Here is a 15,957-nt window from a genome sequence, read left to right on the forward strand (position 1 = left end):
TATATAAATAAAATATATAATATGTATGTTAATATAACTTTAGATTATGTATTTGACGTGGAAGAGGTGTAGCACATGAATCTGCATGGTTTACGATTATTTCATGCCATTGTGAGATATGGCGGAGTCACTCGTGCCGCAGAGGAACTTAATATTAGTCAGCCTGCGGTATCTTCTCAAGTGAAGAAGTTTGAACGTGAGCTGGGTATCCGACTTTTTGCTTCGGAGGGAAGAAGATTGGTGCTTACGGATGCCGGGATGCAGTTAACAGGTTATGCCGAGCGTCTGTTCATGCTGGAGCAGGATGTCGAGAATTTTGTGCAGGATTTTCGGGAGGGAAAGAAAGGAATGATCCGTCTTACGGCAACCTACTTGCCTTCGAATTTTCTGTTGCCGGGCTGGATTGCGCGGTTTAAGCAAATGCACGAGGATGTGGAGATTGTTGTTAGCACAACCAACACCCGGATGGCGTTTGACCAATTACTTCGTTATGAGGCAGAGATTGCAGTGTATGGTGGAAGTGGCATTACACATGCAGGTGTCCAATGGGATGAATTGTTTGACGATGAGATGTGGTTTGTTGTGCACCCTGACCATCCGTATGCGGGCAAAGAAATCGAGCTGCATGAGATGATGGCAGAACCGTTCATCATGCGCGAAGAAGGCAGTGCCACGCGTGAGCGACTCGTTTCCCTATGCACAACAAATAACCTGGCCGCTCCCCGCATTGCGCTTCAGTTCAACGGGCTGAACGAAACGATTAGTGCGGTGAAGGCAGGTTATGGGGCCAACTTTATATCTTCTTTGGTTGTGAACGAAGATGTGCAGCAAGGCAGGCTGGCACGTGTGCTCGTTCGTGGTGTACAGCTGAGAAATACGGTTGCTGTGTGTACACGAGCCGGGGAGGTATTATCGCCTGCTGCACAGCATCTGGTCAATCTTATCCGCCAAGAAGCTGCTTTGATGAAATAAAAAGTGCGATTAGACTTAAACATGAATAGGTTGCTTTTCGTTTATTAGCATTAACCTTCGCTTTGTTGTGAAGTTCCCCATGCATGTAATCGGGCATACAGGGTTATGCCGCCAGTGATCAGGACAGGAATCCAGACTGCGATCATGGGCACACGGTGAAACAGCAATGCGGCTGCAATGACGCCGACCAAATAGATAACAACAGCACCCGCACGGAGGTAGGAGTCTGTAGATAAGGCTTTGACCAGCGATCGGATATTGGCATGTCGCAGCCTCTTAAGGATGCTTACGGTATCCTCAACCACAGCGGCCAGATTATTGGTGAGCACGGTTGTTGAAATGCCGGCAATTCCAATTCGGCGTGCAGCAGTCGTTTGCATTCCCATTGCGATAGCTAGTATGACAATTAACAGATAAGACAGTTGTTCTGAGTAGGGACTAATCATGGCGATCGCGAACAGCAGGAGCAATATGCTTTCAACAGTAAATACGGCTGTGACCTTGGAGGACCAGCCATTTTTGGTCTGCACATGTCCAACCATATGTGCTGCAATGGCATTGCCGGCAATAAAACCGATGAGAGCAAGCAGTGACCGCAGCACGACAAATTCCTGCGCACGTGCGATGGCAATACCGAGCAGTACAATATTTCCCGTCATATTGGCTGTGAGCACATGCCCCAGTCCCAGATATCCGATCAGGTCCACCATTCCCGCAGACATACAGAGTAGGAGCATGGCGTATTTTTGGAGGGTACTTTGATTCATCAGATCCATCCTTTCAAAAAAACGTAACCCCTCCAGTATACAGCCATAGAGCATGATTCTTCAAAATGAAATTCATGGCGCGGACTATGGTGCTGTAAGCCAATTGAACATATTGTTCACCGCTGCCTCATGTATTCTCTCGTGAAAATGATGATCCTGGCCGCCATAGGCGTGAAACGTAACGTTCGCACCTCCGCGCTTCAGCCAGTGATACATTCGAGTTCCGTGACTATAGTTCACCTGTGTATCTGATGTGCCGTGCATGATGAGCACAGGACAAGAGAGTTTGTTTGCATTTGACAGGGGAGAACGGGCGAGATAAGCTTCGGGAATTGCGCGTGGGGTACCACCCAGAACCCGTTTCAAAGTGCGTCTCAGGTCGGTTCGTTCATGGTAAGTGCGTTCGACATCGGCGACACCGCTCCAGAGAACTAGCTTATGTACTTGATCAGGTCCCTCATTGTAGGCAGTTGCGGTATGTACGGCATTAATGGCTCCACGAGAGAAGCCCATTAACGATATCCGGGTCGAGTCGGCAAAAGGCAAACGTTGCACCAGCCGGTAAGCGGCATGCACATCTTCGGCATCTCTTCCGCCATACTCGTCACGGCCTTCACCGCCTTCGTTACCACGATAGGATGGAGCGAACACGATATAACCTTTCTGTACAAATTGCTCAAGCCAAACGGTATTAACCCCGCCATAGTTGCCAAGTCCGCCGCGGCAATAGATCAGAACCGGCCACTGTTCCGGTATATTATCCGTATCATGCATAGTTGCAGCATGATAGTGGCTGGCGAGCGGTTGCAGATGTAGAGATGTATGTATGGAAGTGAATTCCGGAAAGGCAGAGGAGACAGAGCCGGGATGAGAAGTTTCATATGCTGTGAGAGCAGATAACGAACAATCTCGTGGCAGGAATAAATAAGCTTTAACCCGAAGCGTATCGGACGAATACGTCACTTGATAGAGCAGGGAAATCCACCTCTTTTATTCGTAATATCGTGCCAAATGACAGGGATACTTCTATAGGATGCACGTAAAATAAGTTGCCATACCTTCCAGGCTGAATCGGCAGCCCGAATGTAAGAAATTCGTTTATTGGCTCCATATGATTTATAATGGTTCAGGAGACATGTGGATTGACCGCTGTCCTCATATTTATAAAACTAACTTTAGTGTGCAGAAAGAAAGGGAGAAAGCTATGATGAACGCTCCACATCCAATCGATCAATTCAAGAAATTCAAATATGAAATTACCAGATTTATGATGATCTATAAATTTGCTCTGGATCAAATGGAGACCAAGATTGAAGTCCTGAAGGAAGAATTCCAGTCTTTGCATGATTACAGTCCAATTGAACATACAAAGTCCAGACTGAAATCACCTGAGAGCATTATGAACAAGATGTTCCGCAAAAATCATGAGTTAACGTTTGAGAGCATCAAGCAAAATATCAAGGATATCGCCGGGGTGCGGATTACATGTTCCTTTATCTCGGATATCTATCGCATTAAGGATATGCTGTGCAATCAGAGTGACTTGCGTGTGCTGGAGGTCAAAGACTACATCGAGAATCCAAAGCCAAATGGCTACCAAAGCCTTCACCTTCTGGTGGAAGTGCCTGTGTACATGTCCAATGGTGAGGAACGAGCTTGTGTGGAGATCCAGATCCGTACAATCGCGATGGATTTCTGGGCGAGTCTGGAGCATAAGATTTTTTATAAATACAATAAAGATGTTCCCGAGCATTTGACCAAGGAGCTCAAAAGTGCAGCAGATTCTGCGAATGCACTGGATCAGCAGATGGAACGACTTCACCGGGAAATTCAGGAGATCAAGGACGCCGAGAACGAGCGGGATGAAGAAGAACTACGCCGTATTATTATTAACAACCAACAGTTCACACTGCCGTCTAACTTGCTCAAACTGCTGGGTAGCGGGGAGTAGTACTCGATGAAAAGTACAACAGCTTCATTGAACACGAATTCCACATCGCGTGTGCGAATGGCATTAATTCTGGGGACACTGTCGGCCTTCGGGCCGTTGTCCCTGGATATGTATTTGCCCGCATTGCCCATTTTGGCAGATGAGTTCGGCTCATCTACCTCGTATGCTCAGCTCAGTCTGACGGCGTGTATGATTGGACTTGCGGTTGGTCAGTTGCTTGCAGGACCTCTAAGTGATGTACGTGGTCGCCGAACACCGCTCATAGCAGGGCTTGTGCTCTATACTATCGCTTCCATACTCTGCCTGGTCAGCCCTACGATGGGCTCTTTTGTTGTGCTACGATTCATTCAGGGGGTGGCCGGAGCGGCCGGGATTGTCATCTCGCGTGCGATTGTCAGAGACGTATATTCGGGCCCGGAACTGACACGGTTCTTCTCCCTGTTAATGCTGATTAACGGTGTAGCACCGATTGCGGCACCAATCATTGGTGGACAGTTGTTGACGTATACGTCGTGGCGCGGCGTGTTTATTTTACTGAGTCTCATCGGTATACTAACGCTGTTTGCTGTCATTTTTGGACTAGGAGAGACACTGCCTGCCAAACGCAGATCAAGCGGGGGATTGAAGCAGACCTTGATTACATTTCGTAAAATCGCAGGGGATCGTCAGTTTATGGGTTATGCGTTAACTCAGGGTTTCGTGGCAGCTGGCATGTTTGCCTACATATCAGGTTCACCGTTTGTGCTTCAGAAGATATACGGGGTATCCCCACAAATGTTCAGTGTTTGCTTCGCCATTAACGGGCTAGGCATTATTCTGGCTAGTCAGATTGCTGGTAGACTTGCAGGGAAAGTATCTGAAACCCGCCTGTTAATTGCGGGGCTGCTAACTGCAGCGCTGGGAGGAACATCTCTGCTCGTCGCCATTCTGGTTGGAGGTAATCTGATCTCTGTGCTGATTCCGTTATTTCTGGTGGTGTCCAGTGTCGGGCTGGTCAATACCGCGTCCTTCGCCCTGGCTATGGCTAATCAGGAGAAGTCGGCAGGCAGTGCGTCTGCGCTTATTGGAGTGATGACGTTCCTGTTCGGAGGTATTGTCGCTCCGCTCGTAGGTCTCGGAGGAGAAGGTACAGCTGTGCCAATGGGAATCGTTATCGCGTGTGCTGATCTCGGTGCATTGGTGATATATTTCTTAATGGTCAGTAGAGGCAGGAAACGTCAGAACGATCAGGCGTTGAGTTAAAGGTACTGAATCGGTAAGCCTTGCTTTTGTGGAGTTTAATAGTCTGAGGCTAAGGCTACCTCTGATTAAAAGAAAGAAAAAGGAGCCCCACGTGGAAGGATTCATCCTTCCACGTGGGGCTCCTGCTCTAAGTAAGGATAGGATTAGCAGAGCGCAAATAAAATTTGTGTATTCAACAGAATGCCTGGCGTCTGGAATGGATAGAAGTATCCCACCACAAAACCAAACAGATTAATGGCAGGCCACATCAGGTAGACATCATTGTAAGTGAATACAAGAGACCATCGGTTGTAGCAAAAGTTGGGCAGTGCACGTTCTTCGTTATCCCGAGGTGCCGCAGCACCTGTCTGTGCAAATTGCACTGCTTGAGTGAGACTTTGTGGCTGTTGCTGGAGAAAAAGCGGAAGCAGACCCGGGCTGCTTTTGATCAGGTTATATAGAAAAAGCATTTCTGCCGGAGGCTGACCTACCGGACGAGGATAGGCACTAAGTAGCGTAGGCAGATTGCCTTGAGCCAGTTGAGCAGGTACGCCCGGTGCTGCACCTGGGATTGTACCCGGAATGCCTCCAGGGATATATGGCCCTGGTCCTCCGCCTGGAATGAATGGAGGATAGGAGCCTTGGCCGCCAGGTAGGCCAGGAAACGTCGGACCACCCGGTGTGCCGCCACCTCCACCACCTGGGAACAGTGGGGGCAGTTGAAATGAACGGTCTTCTCCATAACTTATATAAGGGTTATATACGTAACTCATGTACAGAACATCCTTCCTGTCGTAGTAGTCTGCAATCAGCATATGGCGGCATCCGCCCATAGGTGAATGCCGCCAAGAAGATTTTATATGATCTATATAGTTGAACTAATCATTTACACCAAACGGAGAAGATAGAAAAAACCTGAAAAAGCGAAGCGCTCGCATTTATCACCGGATTTTCCCTTAGAGAAAGGGGAATCGAAAAAAATCTGGGGATAACAGCGATTGGAAGGTTGTTCTATCATCGTAGTGTCAGTGTAAATAAATTTTAGTTCAACTGTATAACGCAGAATATAATCGAATTGACAACTGAACTGATAACAATTATCATTGTCAATGGAATCGGACAAATGTACATACGGATATTATATGTATCAATAATAGTGTCAATATTTTTGAACGTTGATATCTGTCACAATAGCGCCGAATAAGGTTTTCATAATGAATTGAAAGGGGATATATCAAGTGTTTAAGAGAAATAAAAAGATGATCATGCTTCTAATTACGGTGATGGTTATGTCCATCTGGTTGGCAGCGTGTGGAACGAAGCCGGCAGAGAATGGAGCAGCAGGAGAGAACGACACAGCAACTGAAACCGAGACACAGACTGAAGCTCCGACAGAACGCACTTTAACAGACGCAATGGGGCACGAAGTAACAATCCCGGCTAATCCGGAACGCGTTATCGCATCTTATCTGGAAGACCATCTCGTTACACTCGGTGTTAAGCCAGCAGCGCAGTGGTCCATCAACAACGGCAGTGGCTTGCAGGATTATCTGCAAAATGATTTGAGTGGCATACCTGGTATTGCAAGTGATCTACCTTTTGAAGCGATGGCCAGCTTTTCACCAGACCTGATTATTATGGGTTCTGAAAGCACAGTTGAAGGAGAGAAATACGAACAATACAACAAAATTGCTCCTACTTATGTACTCGGGGATGAGGTCAACAAGGATTGGCGTCAGGCTCTGCTCAAGATTGGCGAGATCCTTAACAAATCGGATGTAGCACAGAAGGCGCTTGACGATTATGATGCCAAAGCAAAGGAAATTAAAGAAAAAGTATCTGCTGTCACTGGTGGAACAAAATCCGCTGCAGCGTTGTGGTTATTCAATAATAAGTTTTATGTGGTAAGCAACAATGTTTCCAGTGGTGAAGTAATGTACAATGAACTGGGACTCGCAGAGCCTAATGTCGTGAAGGAAGCATCTGCGAAGGCGACGGGTAATTGGTCTGAGATTTCACTGGAAAAAATCGCAGAAATGGATGCAGACTATCTATTCCTGGTGAACAGTGATAAGGGAGCGGGCTCGGAAGCGCTGCAAGATGCCGTATGGCAGAGCATCCCTGCTGTGAAGACCGGCAATGTGTTCGAATTTGAAAGCACAAGCAGCTGGTTGTACAGTGGTGTTCAAGCGAATACTCAAATTTTGGAAGATATTCAAAGCAGTATTGTGAAGTAATACAAAAAACAACCCCTACGAAACAGTAGATTAAACGCTTTGATGCCACGAGCATCAGAGCGTTTTTTTGTTTTTTGAACAGATATGGATATATAATAACGAGGAAGTACCGTAAGTGAACCATGTTTAACGTTACACGAGCAGGGAAGGGGATATTTACATATGTATACATTGGATCCACGTGAAATAACGGGAAGAGACAACTATAAGCTCATGAGCGGTTCGGTGGTGCCACGTCCGATCGCTTTTGTGACGACACGTTCAGATGAGAATGGTGCAATTAATGCAGCGCCTTTCAGTTTCTTCAATGTGGTTAGTTCGGACCCACCGCTGTTATCCATATCCATTGCACGTAAAGACGGGATCATGAAAGATACTGCACGCAATGTGCTTGCTCATAAGGAGCTGGTCGTGCATATCTGTGATGAAGCAATCATAGCCGAAGTGAATGAGACAGCAGCCATACTGGAGCCCCACGAAAGTGAGCTTGAGCGGACAAAACTTACTACAGTGCCAAGTACCAAAGTTTCAGTTCCGGGAATTCAGGAAGCACTCATTCGGATGGAGTGCGAGCTGTATCAGCATATTCCCATTACGAATGATGAGGGCAAACCGGCGAGTGATCTGCTGCTAGTACGCATTGTGCAGTATCATTTCAGCGAGCAAGTCTATAATTCTGATAAGGGCTATATCTTGATGGATCATTTGAAACCGGTCAGCCGGCTGGCGGGTAATGATTATGCCAAACTTGGGGAGAGATTCACGATAATTCGGCCTGAATAGTTCTGACAGATCGTATATGTAATATAGGAATGGGTGTAACCCTGTATCAAAGGCGGACAGCACATGCGTAAAACGCATAGGTTGTCCGTCTTTGCTTGTTAATGTGAACATAAACGGGACAGGTAGTGAATAGACTTGTACTATATCCTGCACATGTCATATGAACCTATTTTATATATAGGTTGTTTAAAAAGCCTACTTTTGAACACGTACTATAAGGGGGTTAAGCCAATGAGCCAGCTTGAGGGAACTATAGGCGCAAGTATTATGGGGATAGGGACGGCCTTGCCAGCCCACCGTATTGAGCAAAAGGATGTGTCTGCCCGTCTCGCGCAAGCGCTGGAACATGAGCCAGATGCGAGAAGGTGGGCGAAACGAATCTTTAATCAGTGCGGTGTGGAGACTCGGTATACGTGTGAACCGAATCTGCTTGAGCCTGTTGATTCTTGCCGATATTTACCCTTTACCAATGCGGACGAGGTTCCGACTACATCCGAGCGTATGGGCAAATACAAAGCTGCTGCTGTTCCACTTGGTCTCGAGGCGGCCGGACAGGCCCTTCGGGATGCAGACGTAACGTCCTCGGAACTTACACATCTCATTACGGTGAGTTGCACGGGGCAATTCCTGCCCGGACTTGATGTTCGGCTGATCCAACAGCTTGAACTGTCACCGCAGATCAACCGGATTCCACTGGTGTTTCAAGGATGTGCAGCCGGTCTGAAGGCGATCCAACTGGCGAATTCCATTGTAACGACAGATCAGAAGGCTACAGTTCTCATCGTGTGTGTGGAACTATGTACACTTCACTTTCAGCCATCTGCCAAACGGGACGACCTGTATGCTGCATCGTTCTTCGGAGACGGCGCCTCTGCCTGTGTTATTGGCGCGTCCGGAACAGACCGCAATGAATGTTTTCGACTGGGTCGTGGGCACTCAACGCTGCTCCCGGATTGTGCAGAAGAAATGATCTGGGAAGTGGGCAATACAGGCTTTGATCTCTACCTGTCACCACAGATTCCGAAGCTGCTTGGTTTGCATCTCGGTCCAGAGGTAGAAAGGTTGCTGGGGGGGAGCGGTTTACCGGACATATGGGCGATCCATCCGGGAGGACGAGGCATCGTAGATGCCGTTCAGAAGCTGTATCAGTTGACAGATGAGCAGGTCTCCTACAGCCGAAACATTCTGCGGGATTATGGAAACCTGTCGTCCGTGACGATTCTTTTTGTTCTTCAAGCCATCCGCGAGGATTACAGACAGAAGGAAGAGCATTCCAGTGGGATAGCGCTGGCCTTTGGCCCGGGACTGACGGCAGAGTTACTTCCTTTTACATACATTCCTGTCCCCGTTGCGAATAGAACTCCTGTGAATCATGGCATCTAATAGATCGCGAACCCGGCTGAGGGGCACCAGATCGGATAATGTATGAGCGTGCCTACGATCTTACGGATGAACGTAATCGAATGACTAATCTGATCGCAGAGGAGCTAAGGTATGGGTTATCGCAGACTTGCTGTCCTCATCAGCCGATATCCGCGGTTCATTATTCTCTGCTGGGTGTTTATCATCGGGATGTCAGCGGTCTGGGCGTGGAAGTTACCTGACATTGTTCAGGATCATGGATTGAAACGGGTTCACGGGGATGCGCAAGCGGTTGAGCTTGTTCTGGAGAATGAATTCGGTTCTCCTGCTGATCCGGTCATTCTAGTTTTTGAGAAAAAGGAAAATACTTCGCCGTTAGAGTTCCGACAGTGGATCAGGGATCGTCTGACACAGGTCCAAGCGCTGCCTGCGGTAACCGCTATTACATCCCCTCTTGATGCTAGGGAAGGGATGATGCTGCAAGATAATAAGGCGTATGCCCTTGTGAACATGGATGTGCCTGCGCATCAGATGGGTCCTCCGCTGAAGCAACTGCGCGCCGTGCTGGCAACAGACGGTCCAGGTACGGTTCGGTTGACGGGAAAGGCGGTCGTGCAGCAGGACGTGAATCGTCTGAGCTTTCGTGACCTAGAACGAGCAGAGATGGTGGGAATTCCGATTGCCCTGATCGTTCTGTGTTTTGCATTCAGGGGGCTATACGCAGCATTGATCGCCGTCATGATGGGAATCAGTGCTGTCATTACGGCTATGGGGGTCACGTCTCTCCTTGGTTATCAGCTGGAACTGTCCAACTTTATCATTAACGTGATTCCCATGGTGGGCATGGCACTTAGTATAGACTTTGCCCTGATCATCCTGAGCAGGTACAGGGAAGAACTTCAACGGGCCTATGAAGATGGAGGCCAAGCTAAAGTTCTGGACAGCAGTCTGGTTATGCAGAGCGGTATTCTGCGGAGCGAGATTCTTCAGCGAACATTGCGTACAGCAGGCAGAGCGGTGTTGTTCTCGGCAGCTTGCGTGCTCCTTGGACTACTAGGGCTGCTCTGGATCAGACTGCCGATGTTTCTGAGTGTCTCCTTTGGGGCCATCATCGTTCTGCTCCTATCACTACTGTTGAACGTAACGCTGCTTCCTGCCCTGCTGTCACTGTCTGCGGATCGGGTCTTCAGGCGAAAGTCAGTCCATTCGTTACCCAGAGCTTCGATCTGGCATAGGTGGTCAGCAATGGTCATGAAACGACCAATCAGAATGGCAATCGGAGGTACGGTGTTGCTGCTCCTGTGTGTCTATCCAGTGACCCGGCTGGAACTATCCATCCCGGATGCCTCTTCACTGCCTGAGAGAATGGAGTCCCGTCAGGCAGCTGAGCAGTTTCAGCATGATTTTGGTCAAAAGAATACCTCCACCATCGAGATGGTGATTGGCGGACAGCAGGAGCTGTTGACTGCTTCGCACTGGCAGATGGCCCACTACAAAGCACGTCAACTTCTACAGGACTCGGGCGTATTGAACATTATTTCACCGTGGGGACTGTTACAGTCGGATCAAAATAGCGTGCAAAACCAAACCCTTTTTCCAATTGCACTGTCGTCGCTCACTTCTTCCATAGAAGCCAAGGAGTCAACAAGGTCGGCATGGCTGCATTCAACGGTTTCTGATCATTCGATCCGATTGATAGCCACCGTACATGGGGAGCCTGGCTCGGAACAGATCGCAGATTGGCTGGAACGAATGAGTAAGAGCGATCATGCCCTGGGTTTCAACGACGTAAAACTACGCTATGGTGGGGAAGCTGCCAAGCAACATGAAATTATGCAGGAAGTCACAAGTCAACTGCCCAAAGTATTGGTATTTGTAGTGGTATCCAATTATCTTGTGCTACTGGCAGCATTCCGATCTCTGCTCATTCCAATCAAGGCGATTCTGATGAATCTGCTCAGCTTAGCCGCTTCATTTGGCATATTGGTGTGGGTGTTTAATGAGGGCCATCTGGGGATGGAGCCGTCAGCCATTGCCATAATGATTCCTGTATTCATTGCAGGATTGGTGTTCGGCATATCCATGGATTATGGGGTATTTATGTTGAGTCGTATCCAGGAAGTCTATAGACGAACCGGAGACAGTGACGTGGCAGTTCAACAGGGATTGGCTTCTACAGGTCGTCTGGTTACTTCTGCGGCGACCATTCTGCTTGCGGTGACCGTACCCTTTGCTTTTGCTGAAGTTGCAGGTGTGAGACAGTTGGGGATCGGCATAACCGCTGCGGTGCTGATTGACGTTACACTGATCCGTCTAATACTGGTCCCTGCACTGATGAAATTAATGGGGCGGTGGAACTGGTGGTTGCCGGGTCAATTATAATGAAGGGTATTACCGAAGCCTGAATGCAGGCCAGGAATATCCTTTTTTTGGCTAGAAATCATATGTTTTCATTCAAAACAGGCAAACATGTTCAATTCATGGGTGACATAGATGTTCTATAATGGATGGGATTAATTCCATATGACAGTCTTATATCTACGTTATCCTACGAAAAACAGGAGGGACACAGGGCAATGTCGGATATAGAAGCCTATCTGCAACAACAAACGAATCTTCGTGGTCGTTCCGCGTATCAAGCAGATCAACCTATGGAGTTATGGCGCAGTCAGTTACGTACAAGTGTGAAAGAACGACTGGGCGGTTTTCCAACGATGCCAGCAGCGCTCAATCCTGTATTACTGGAGCGCATTACATGTGACGGTTATATCCGCGAGCGGGTAGAGATCACGACCTATGCAGGACTTCGCATGCCTGTGTACATGTTGATTCCAAACGATGTAAGCGTTACTGATGTGAAGAGACCTGCGATCGTTGCTTGTCATGGACATGGGTACGGTAGCCGAGAGATATCGGGCATGGAACCAGATGGGTCACCACGGACAGGAGAGCCTGGGTTGCACAAGGATTTTGCAGTAGCTCTTGTGAAGCGGGGATATGTGGTTGCAGCTCCAGAGCTGCTCGGATTTGGTGATCGAAGACTGGAAGAGGATCGCGATGCGCCACCAGGGACAAGTTCCTGTACGAAAATCGCTGCGCATCTGCTCATGGTGGGGAAGACTCTAGCTGGGCATAGAGTATACGAAACAACGCGTGTACTGGATTATGTATCGAGTCGGGATGAAGTGGATTCGGAGCGAATCGGAAGCATGGGCATTTCGGGCGGTGGACTGGTGACCGCATTTACAGCCGCACTGGATGAACGTTTCCGTGCAGCTGTCGTGAGTGGTTATGCAAGTTCATTCCAGGGTAGCATACTGGATCGGAACCATTGTCTGGACAACTATATGCCAGGTATCCTGCGTGAAGCGGAGTTGCCGGATATCATCGGTCTGATTGTGCCTAGGCCACTCTTTATAGAAGCTGGTAGTGATGACCAGGTGTTCCCAATTCATACAGCAAGAGAGGCGTATGCGCGTTTGACACATATCTATGAACAAGCCGGAGCAGAAGAATCGCTAGATGCAGATTTCTTTATAGGTGGACATGAGATTAGCGGAGCGAAAGCCTATGACTGGCTTGACCAAGTTCTGTGAAACTGAGGGTTATTACCATCTATATAAGTTATTATGAACGAAAATGAGCTCCCCTTTATGCAAAACCGTGGGTTATCTTGGCAATACTGTCCCAGTAAAGAAACCAAATCCAAACTGGACTGCCTAAAAACAGAGCCACATTGCAAAGGAGAGCTATACAATGAAGTCTGTCACAAAATATGTGGGTTTAGACGTATCTAAAGAAAAAATTGCCGTTGCTGTCGCGAACGAGGGCCGTGAGCCTGCTTATTTTATCGGGATGTTCCCCCATACAGAAAAAGCGGTTCGTAAGTTTATTCAGACCTTGACTCAGGATGGTAGCTCACTTGAAATTTGTTATGAAGCAGGTCCTACCGGCTACGCATTGTATCGGTTGCTTACAAAGATGGGCATTTCCTGTTCGGTGATTGCTCCGTCGCTTATCCCTTCTCGTCCAGGCGACCGGGTGAAAACGGATCGGCGGGATGCTTTAAAGCTCGCACAACTTCTTCGTTCAGGTGAGCTACAGGCTGTCTACGTTCCCACCGAAGCGGATGAAGCCTTGCGCGATTTAGTTCGTGCCCGGGAAGATAGTAAGGAAAATCTGCTTCGCGCTAAACATCGTTTAACGAAGTTCCTTCTTCGCCATAGTATTCCTGGACCCGAAGGGGTTCGTCGCTGGTCGGTGAAATATTGGTCCTGGTTAAAGGTGCTGCGTCTTCCTAATGCCGTTCAGCAGACAGTTCTTCAGGAATACATTCATACGATTCAAGAAGAGATGCTACGCCTAGAACGCTTGGAAAAATACATGGCTCAAGAAGCTCAGAGTGGCCCACGGGCTTCCCTCATTACCGCTTTACAAGTTTTGCGCGGCGTGGCTCTAATCACAGCGATCACGCTGGTGGCAGAAGTCGGTAGTTTTCTTCGGTTTCCAAAAGGGAGTTCGTTTATGAGTTACACCGGACTCGTTCCCAGCGAGTACTCCACCGGGCAAACGACGCGTCGAGGAGCCACAACAAAAGCAGGCAATCGGCATGTACGCCGAGCTGCTGTTGAGGCTGCCTGGAGCTATCGGTATCAGCCTGCCTTGAAAGGGAAATTGCTGCAGCGACAACAGGGTCAGAACGCTGAAGTGTGTGCCATGGCTTGGCACGCTCAGGTTCGTTTACACGAAAAATATCGAAAGCTCCTTTCCCGGGGCATGAACAAGAATAAAGTCATTACCGCAATTGCAAGAGAACTCAGCGGATTTGTTTGGGCAATTGCTTCTCAGATCGAAACCCAGCAGCGCGTTGCAAATCAAACGACGTAGTGCCCTCTTTCTTAAAACCTCGTTTAAAAAGGAAACGGTTTTTCATGTGGAGGGTTGAGCCTTGAAGGTGAAAGGAAAACACGTAGCAGAAGAATCCACGGCGTTCAACTTGCGATAAGAGCTCTTGGCTCCGAACTCGCGATTTAAGTTTATCCGGCAGCTTCTGCGCGACGTAGGGATTACATGTGGTAACCAATCCACGAATATCAGATTGCTCAACGTCAACGAGCCGTTTTCACCTTCGGGGCTGAGCCCTTAACTTTGCTTCAAAACGGAGCTGTGAAAGGAGTTTCTTAAGGCGCCTTTGACATTTTCGTTCATATCAGTTGAACTAATCATTTACATGATAACGGAGAAGATAGAAAAAATCTGAAAAAGCGAAGCTACAAGCTTTCTGCAAGAAAGCTATTTCGAAAGCATACGCTATCACCGGATTTTCCCTTGAGAAAAGGGAATCGAAAAATCTGGGGATAACAGCGATTGGAAGGTTATTCTGTCTTCGTAGTGTATTCGAGAGGAGAATTCAGTGATGAAATGGTCAACATCCGTAAAATATCTACTATCTCTTGTTCTGTTTGCAAGTACGATCGGCATTAGTCTGGGAAGCAGTGGAGGGCACATCGCCGAAGCGGCAACGGACAATTACAGATTTGATTTTGGCTCGGGTTCAGTTGAGAGCGGTTACACAGGTGTGTCCGCAGGAGACGGCTATACTGCGACGAAAGGATATGGTTTCAACACACCTGCTAATATGAGAAATGTGTCTGCCTCTGGAAGCGGAGTTATGAGTGATGCTGTACAGTTTCTGACATTTGGCACGAAGAGCACCAATACCTTCAATGTGGATCTGTCCAATGGTCTCTATGAGGTCAAAGTGGTTCTGGGCAATACAGCCAGAGCGAGTGTGGCTGCAGAAGGTGTATACCAGATTATCAATATGACGGGCAACGGGGCGACGGACCAATTTCAAATTCCGGTGACTGACGGGCAATTAAACCTGCTGGTTACGGAAGGAAAGACAGGCACCGCCTTCACACTTAGTGCTCTCGAAATCCGAAAAATATCCAATCAGGCCGTGACCAATCGCACGATCTACATTGGTGGCGACTCAACGGTGTGCAATTACTATCCGCTTGGCAGCAGTGTACAGGGAGGTTGGGGACAGCTATTTCCATCCTATGTGAACAATGCCACCTTCCAGGTTCGAAATATGGCATCAAGTGGTCAATTTGCGAGAGGTTTCCGCGATGATGGTCAGATGGAAGCGATTCTGAAGTATATCAAGCCAGGAGATTATTTCATTTTGCAATTTGGAATTAACGATACCAATGCCAAGAACAATACAACGGAGACTCAGTTCAAAGAGATTATGCGGGATATGGTACGCCAGGTGAAGAATAAAGGAGCGACGGTCATCCTCTCCACGCCTCAGGGGCGGGCAACGGACTTCAATTCCGCCAATGTGCATCAAGCGGAGAACCGCTGGTACAATCAATCCACCCGTGCACTCGCTCAGGAAGAAGGAGTCACACTTGTTGAACTGAATAAGTTAAGTTCCGCTTATTTCACGTCCATTGGTCCGGCGGCAACACTTGCTCTGTATATGACAGGAGATAGTTTGCATCCGAATCGTCAAGGTGCTGCACAGCTTGCGCGCATTGTTGCCGAGGATCTGAGAAGACAGGGACTGAATGGCTTCTGACGATGCAATTAAATCTGCCTGCATGATCCAGGTTTGATATGATCCGTGTATGAAAATAAAAAAATACCCCGAGGA

13 protein-coding genes are annotated in these 15,957 nt (G+C 48.1%); 10 read left to right on the forward strand and 3 right to left on the reverse strand.

The window, feature by feature from the left end; all coding sequences use genetic code 11:
* The first annotated feature begins 75 nt into the window (after nt 1-75).
* Nucleotides 76-972, forward strand: coding sequence for a LysR family transcriptional regulator (locus tag MHI06_RS12675; protein ID WP_340401688.1), 897 nt, complete (start codon nt 76-78; stop codon nt 970-972).
* 50 nt (nt 973-1,022) lie between these two features.
* Here the strand turns inward: MHI06_RS12675 and MHI06_RS12680 are convergent, their stop codons facing one another.
* Together MHI06_RS12680 and MHI06_RS12685 are read right to left on the reverse strand one after the other, a co-directional pair.
* Nucleotides 1,023-1,739: a YoaK family protein gene (locus MHI06_RS12680; RefSeq protein WP_340401689.1), complete on the reverse strand. Its 717-nt coding sequence runs from the start codon at nt 1,737-1,739 to the stop codon at nt 1,023-1,025.
* Between the two features lie 84 nt (nt 1,740-1,823).
* Entirely contained in the window at nt 1,824-2,513 is a 690-nt protein-coding gene (locus MHI06_RS12685; RefSeq protein ID WP_340401690.1) for a prolyl oligopeptidase family serine peptidase, read from the reverse strand.
* A gap of 433 nt (nt 2,514-2,946) precedes the next feature.
* Between MHI06_RS12685 and MHI06_RS12690 the strand changes: the two genes are divergently transcribed.
* Nucleotides 2,947-3,690, forward strand: coding sequence for a GTP pyrophosphokinase family protein (locus MHI06_RS12690; RefSeq protein ID WP_124114270.1), 744 nt, complete (start codon nt 2,947-2,949; stop codon nt 3,688-3,690).
* 6 nt (nt 3,691-3,696) lie between these two features.
* Nucleotides 3,697-4,932 carry a multidrug effflux MFS transporter gene (locus MHI06_RS12695; protein WP_340401691.1) on the forward strand — a complete coding sequence of 412 codons (1,236 nt, stop codon included), beginning with the start codon at nt 3,697-3,699 and terminating at the stop codon, nt 4,930-4,932.
* A gap of 143 nt (nt 4,933-5,075) precedes the next feature.
* Here MHI06_RS12695 and MHI06_RS12700 read toward each other — a convergent pair whose 3' ends face one another.
* On the reverse strand, nt 5,076-5,684 hold the full coding sequence (locus MHI06_RS12700) for a hypothetical protein (protein ID WP_340401692.1): 609 nt from the start codon (nt 5,682-5,684) through the stop codon (nt 5,076-5,078).
* 465 nt (nt 5,685-6,149) lie between these two features.
* Between MHI06_RS12700 and MHI06_RS12705 the strand changes: the two genes are divergently transcribed.
* From MHI06_RS12705 to MHI06_RS12735, 7 genes are all read left to right on the forward strand, one after another.
* Nucleotides 6,150-7,148: an ABC transporter substrate-binding protein gene (locus MHI06_RS12705; RefSeq protein ID WP_340401693.1), complete on the forward strand. Its 999-nt coding sequence runs from the start codon at nt 6,150-6,152 to the stop codon at nt 7,146-7,148.
* A gap of 162 nt (nt 7,149-7,310) precedes the next feature.
* The gene (locus MHI06_RS12710) at nt 7,311-7,931 is read left to right on the forward strand and encodes a flavin reductase family protein (RefSeq protein ID WP_340401694.1); all 621 of its coding nucleotides are present in this window, start codon (nt 7,311-7,313) and stop codon (nt 7,929-7,931) included.
* A 231-nt stretch (nt 7,932-8,162) separates the two neighbouring features.
* Nucleotides 8,163-9,314, forward strand: a complete 1,152-nt coding sequence (locus tag MHI06_RS12715; protein ID WP_340401695.1) for a type III polyketide synthase — start codon at nt 8,163-8,165, stop codon at nt 9,312-9,314.
* 111 nt (nt 9,315-9,425) lie between these two features.
* Nucleotides 9,426-11,675, forward strand: a complete 2,250-nt coding sequence (locus tag MHI06_RS12720; RefSeq protein ID WP_340401696.1) for an MMPL family transporter — start codon at nt 9,426-9,428, stop codon at nt 11,673-11,675.
* 194 nt (nt 11,676-11,869) lie between these two features.
* Nucleotides 11,870-12,889 carry an alpha/beta hydrolase family protein gene (locus tag MHI06_RS12725; RefSeq protein WP_340401697.1) on the forward strand — a complete coding sequence of 340 codons (1,020 nt, stop codon included), beginning with the start codon at nt 11,870-11,872 and terminating at the stop codon, nt 12,887-12,889.
* Between the two features lie 160 nt (nt 12,890-13,049).
* A complete protein-coding gene (locus MHI06_RS12730; RefSeq protein WP_340401698.1) occupies nt 13,050-14,180 on the forward strand; it encodes an IS110 family transposase in 1,131 nt (376 codons plus the stop codon).
* 529 nt (nt 14,181-14,709) lie between these two features.
* Nucleotides 14,710-15,882 carry a GDSL-type esterase/lipase family protein gene (locus tag MHI06_RS12735; protein WP_340401699.1) on the forward strand — a complete coding sequence of 391 codons (1,173 nt, stop codon included), beginning with the start codon at nt 14,710-14,712 and terminating at the stop codon, nt 15,880-15,882.
* Nucleotides 15,883-15,957: the final 75 nt, after the last annotated feature.

It is taken from the genome of Paenibacillus sp. FSL H8-0079, assembly GCF_037991315.1.
Taxonomy (GTDB): Bacteria; Bacillota; Bacilli; order Paenibacillales; family Paenibacillaceae; genus Paenibacillus.

Bases quoted from the DNA above. Each gene is read 5' to 3' on its own strand.
- MHI06_RS12685 (WP_340401690.1), bottom strand. From the start codon at position 2,513: ATGCATGATACGGATAATATACCGGAACAGTGGCCGGTTCTGATCTAT.
- MHI06_RS12680 (WP_340401689.1), bottom strand. From the start codon at position 1,739: ATGAATCAAAGTACCCTCCAAAAATACGCCATGCTCCTACTCTGTATG.
- MHI06_RS12725 (WP_340401697.1), top strand. From the start codon at position 11,870: ATGTCGGATATAGAAGCCTATCTGCAACAACAAACGAATCTTCGTGGT.
- MHI06_RS12715 (WP_340401695.1), top strand. From the start codon at position 8,163: ATGAGCCAGCTTGAGGGAACTATAGGCGCAAGTATTATGGGGATAGGG.
- MHI06_RS12700 (WP_340401692.1), bottom strand. From the start codon at position 5,684: ATGAGTTACGTATATAACCCTTATATAAGTTATGGAGAAGACCGTTCA.
- MHI06_RS12690 (WP_124114270.1), top strand. From the start codon at position 2,947: ATGAACGCTCCACATCCAATCGATCAATTCAAGAAATTCAAATATGAA.
- MHI06_RS12720 (WP_340401696.1), top strand. From the start codon at position 9,426: ATGGGTTATCGCAGACTTGCTGTCCTCATCAGCCGATATCCGCGGTTC.
- MHI06_RS12675 (WP_340401688.1), top strand. From the start codon at position 76: ATGAATCTGCATGGTTTACGATTATTTCATGCCATTGTGAGATATGGC.
- MHI06_RS12710 (WP_340401694.1), top strand. From the start codon at position 7,311: ATGTATACATTGGATCCACGTGAAATAACGGGAAGAGACAACTATAAG.
- MHI06_RS12730 (WP_340401698.1), top strand. From the start codon at position 13,050: ATGAAGTCTGTCACAAAATATGTGGGTTTAGACGTATCTAAAGAAAAA.
- MHI06_RS12735 (WP_340401699.1), top strand. From the start codon at position 14,710: ATGAAATGGTCAACATCCGTAAAATATCTACTATCTCTTGTTCTGTTT.
- MHI06_RS12695 (WP_340401691.1), top strand. From the start codon at position 3,697: ATGAAAAGTACAACAGCTTCATTGAACACGAATTCCACATCGCGTGTG.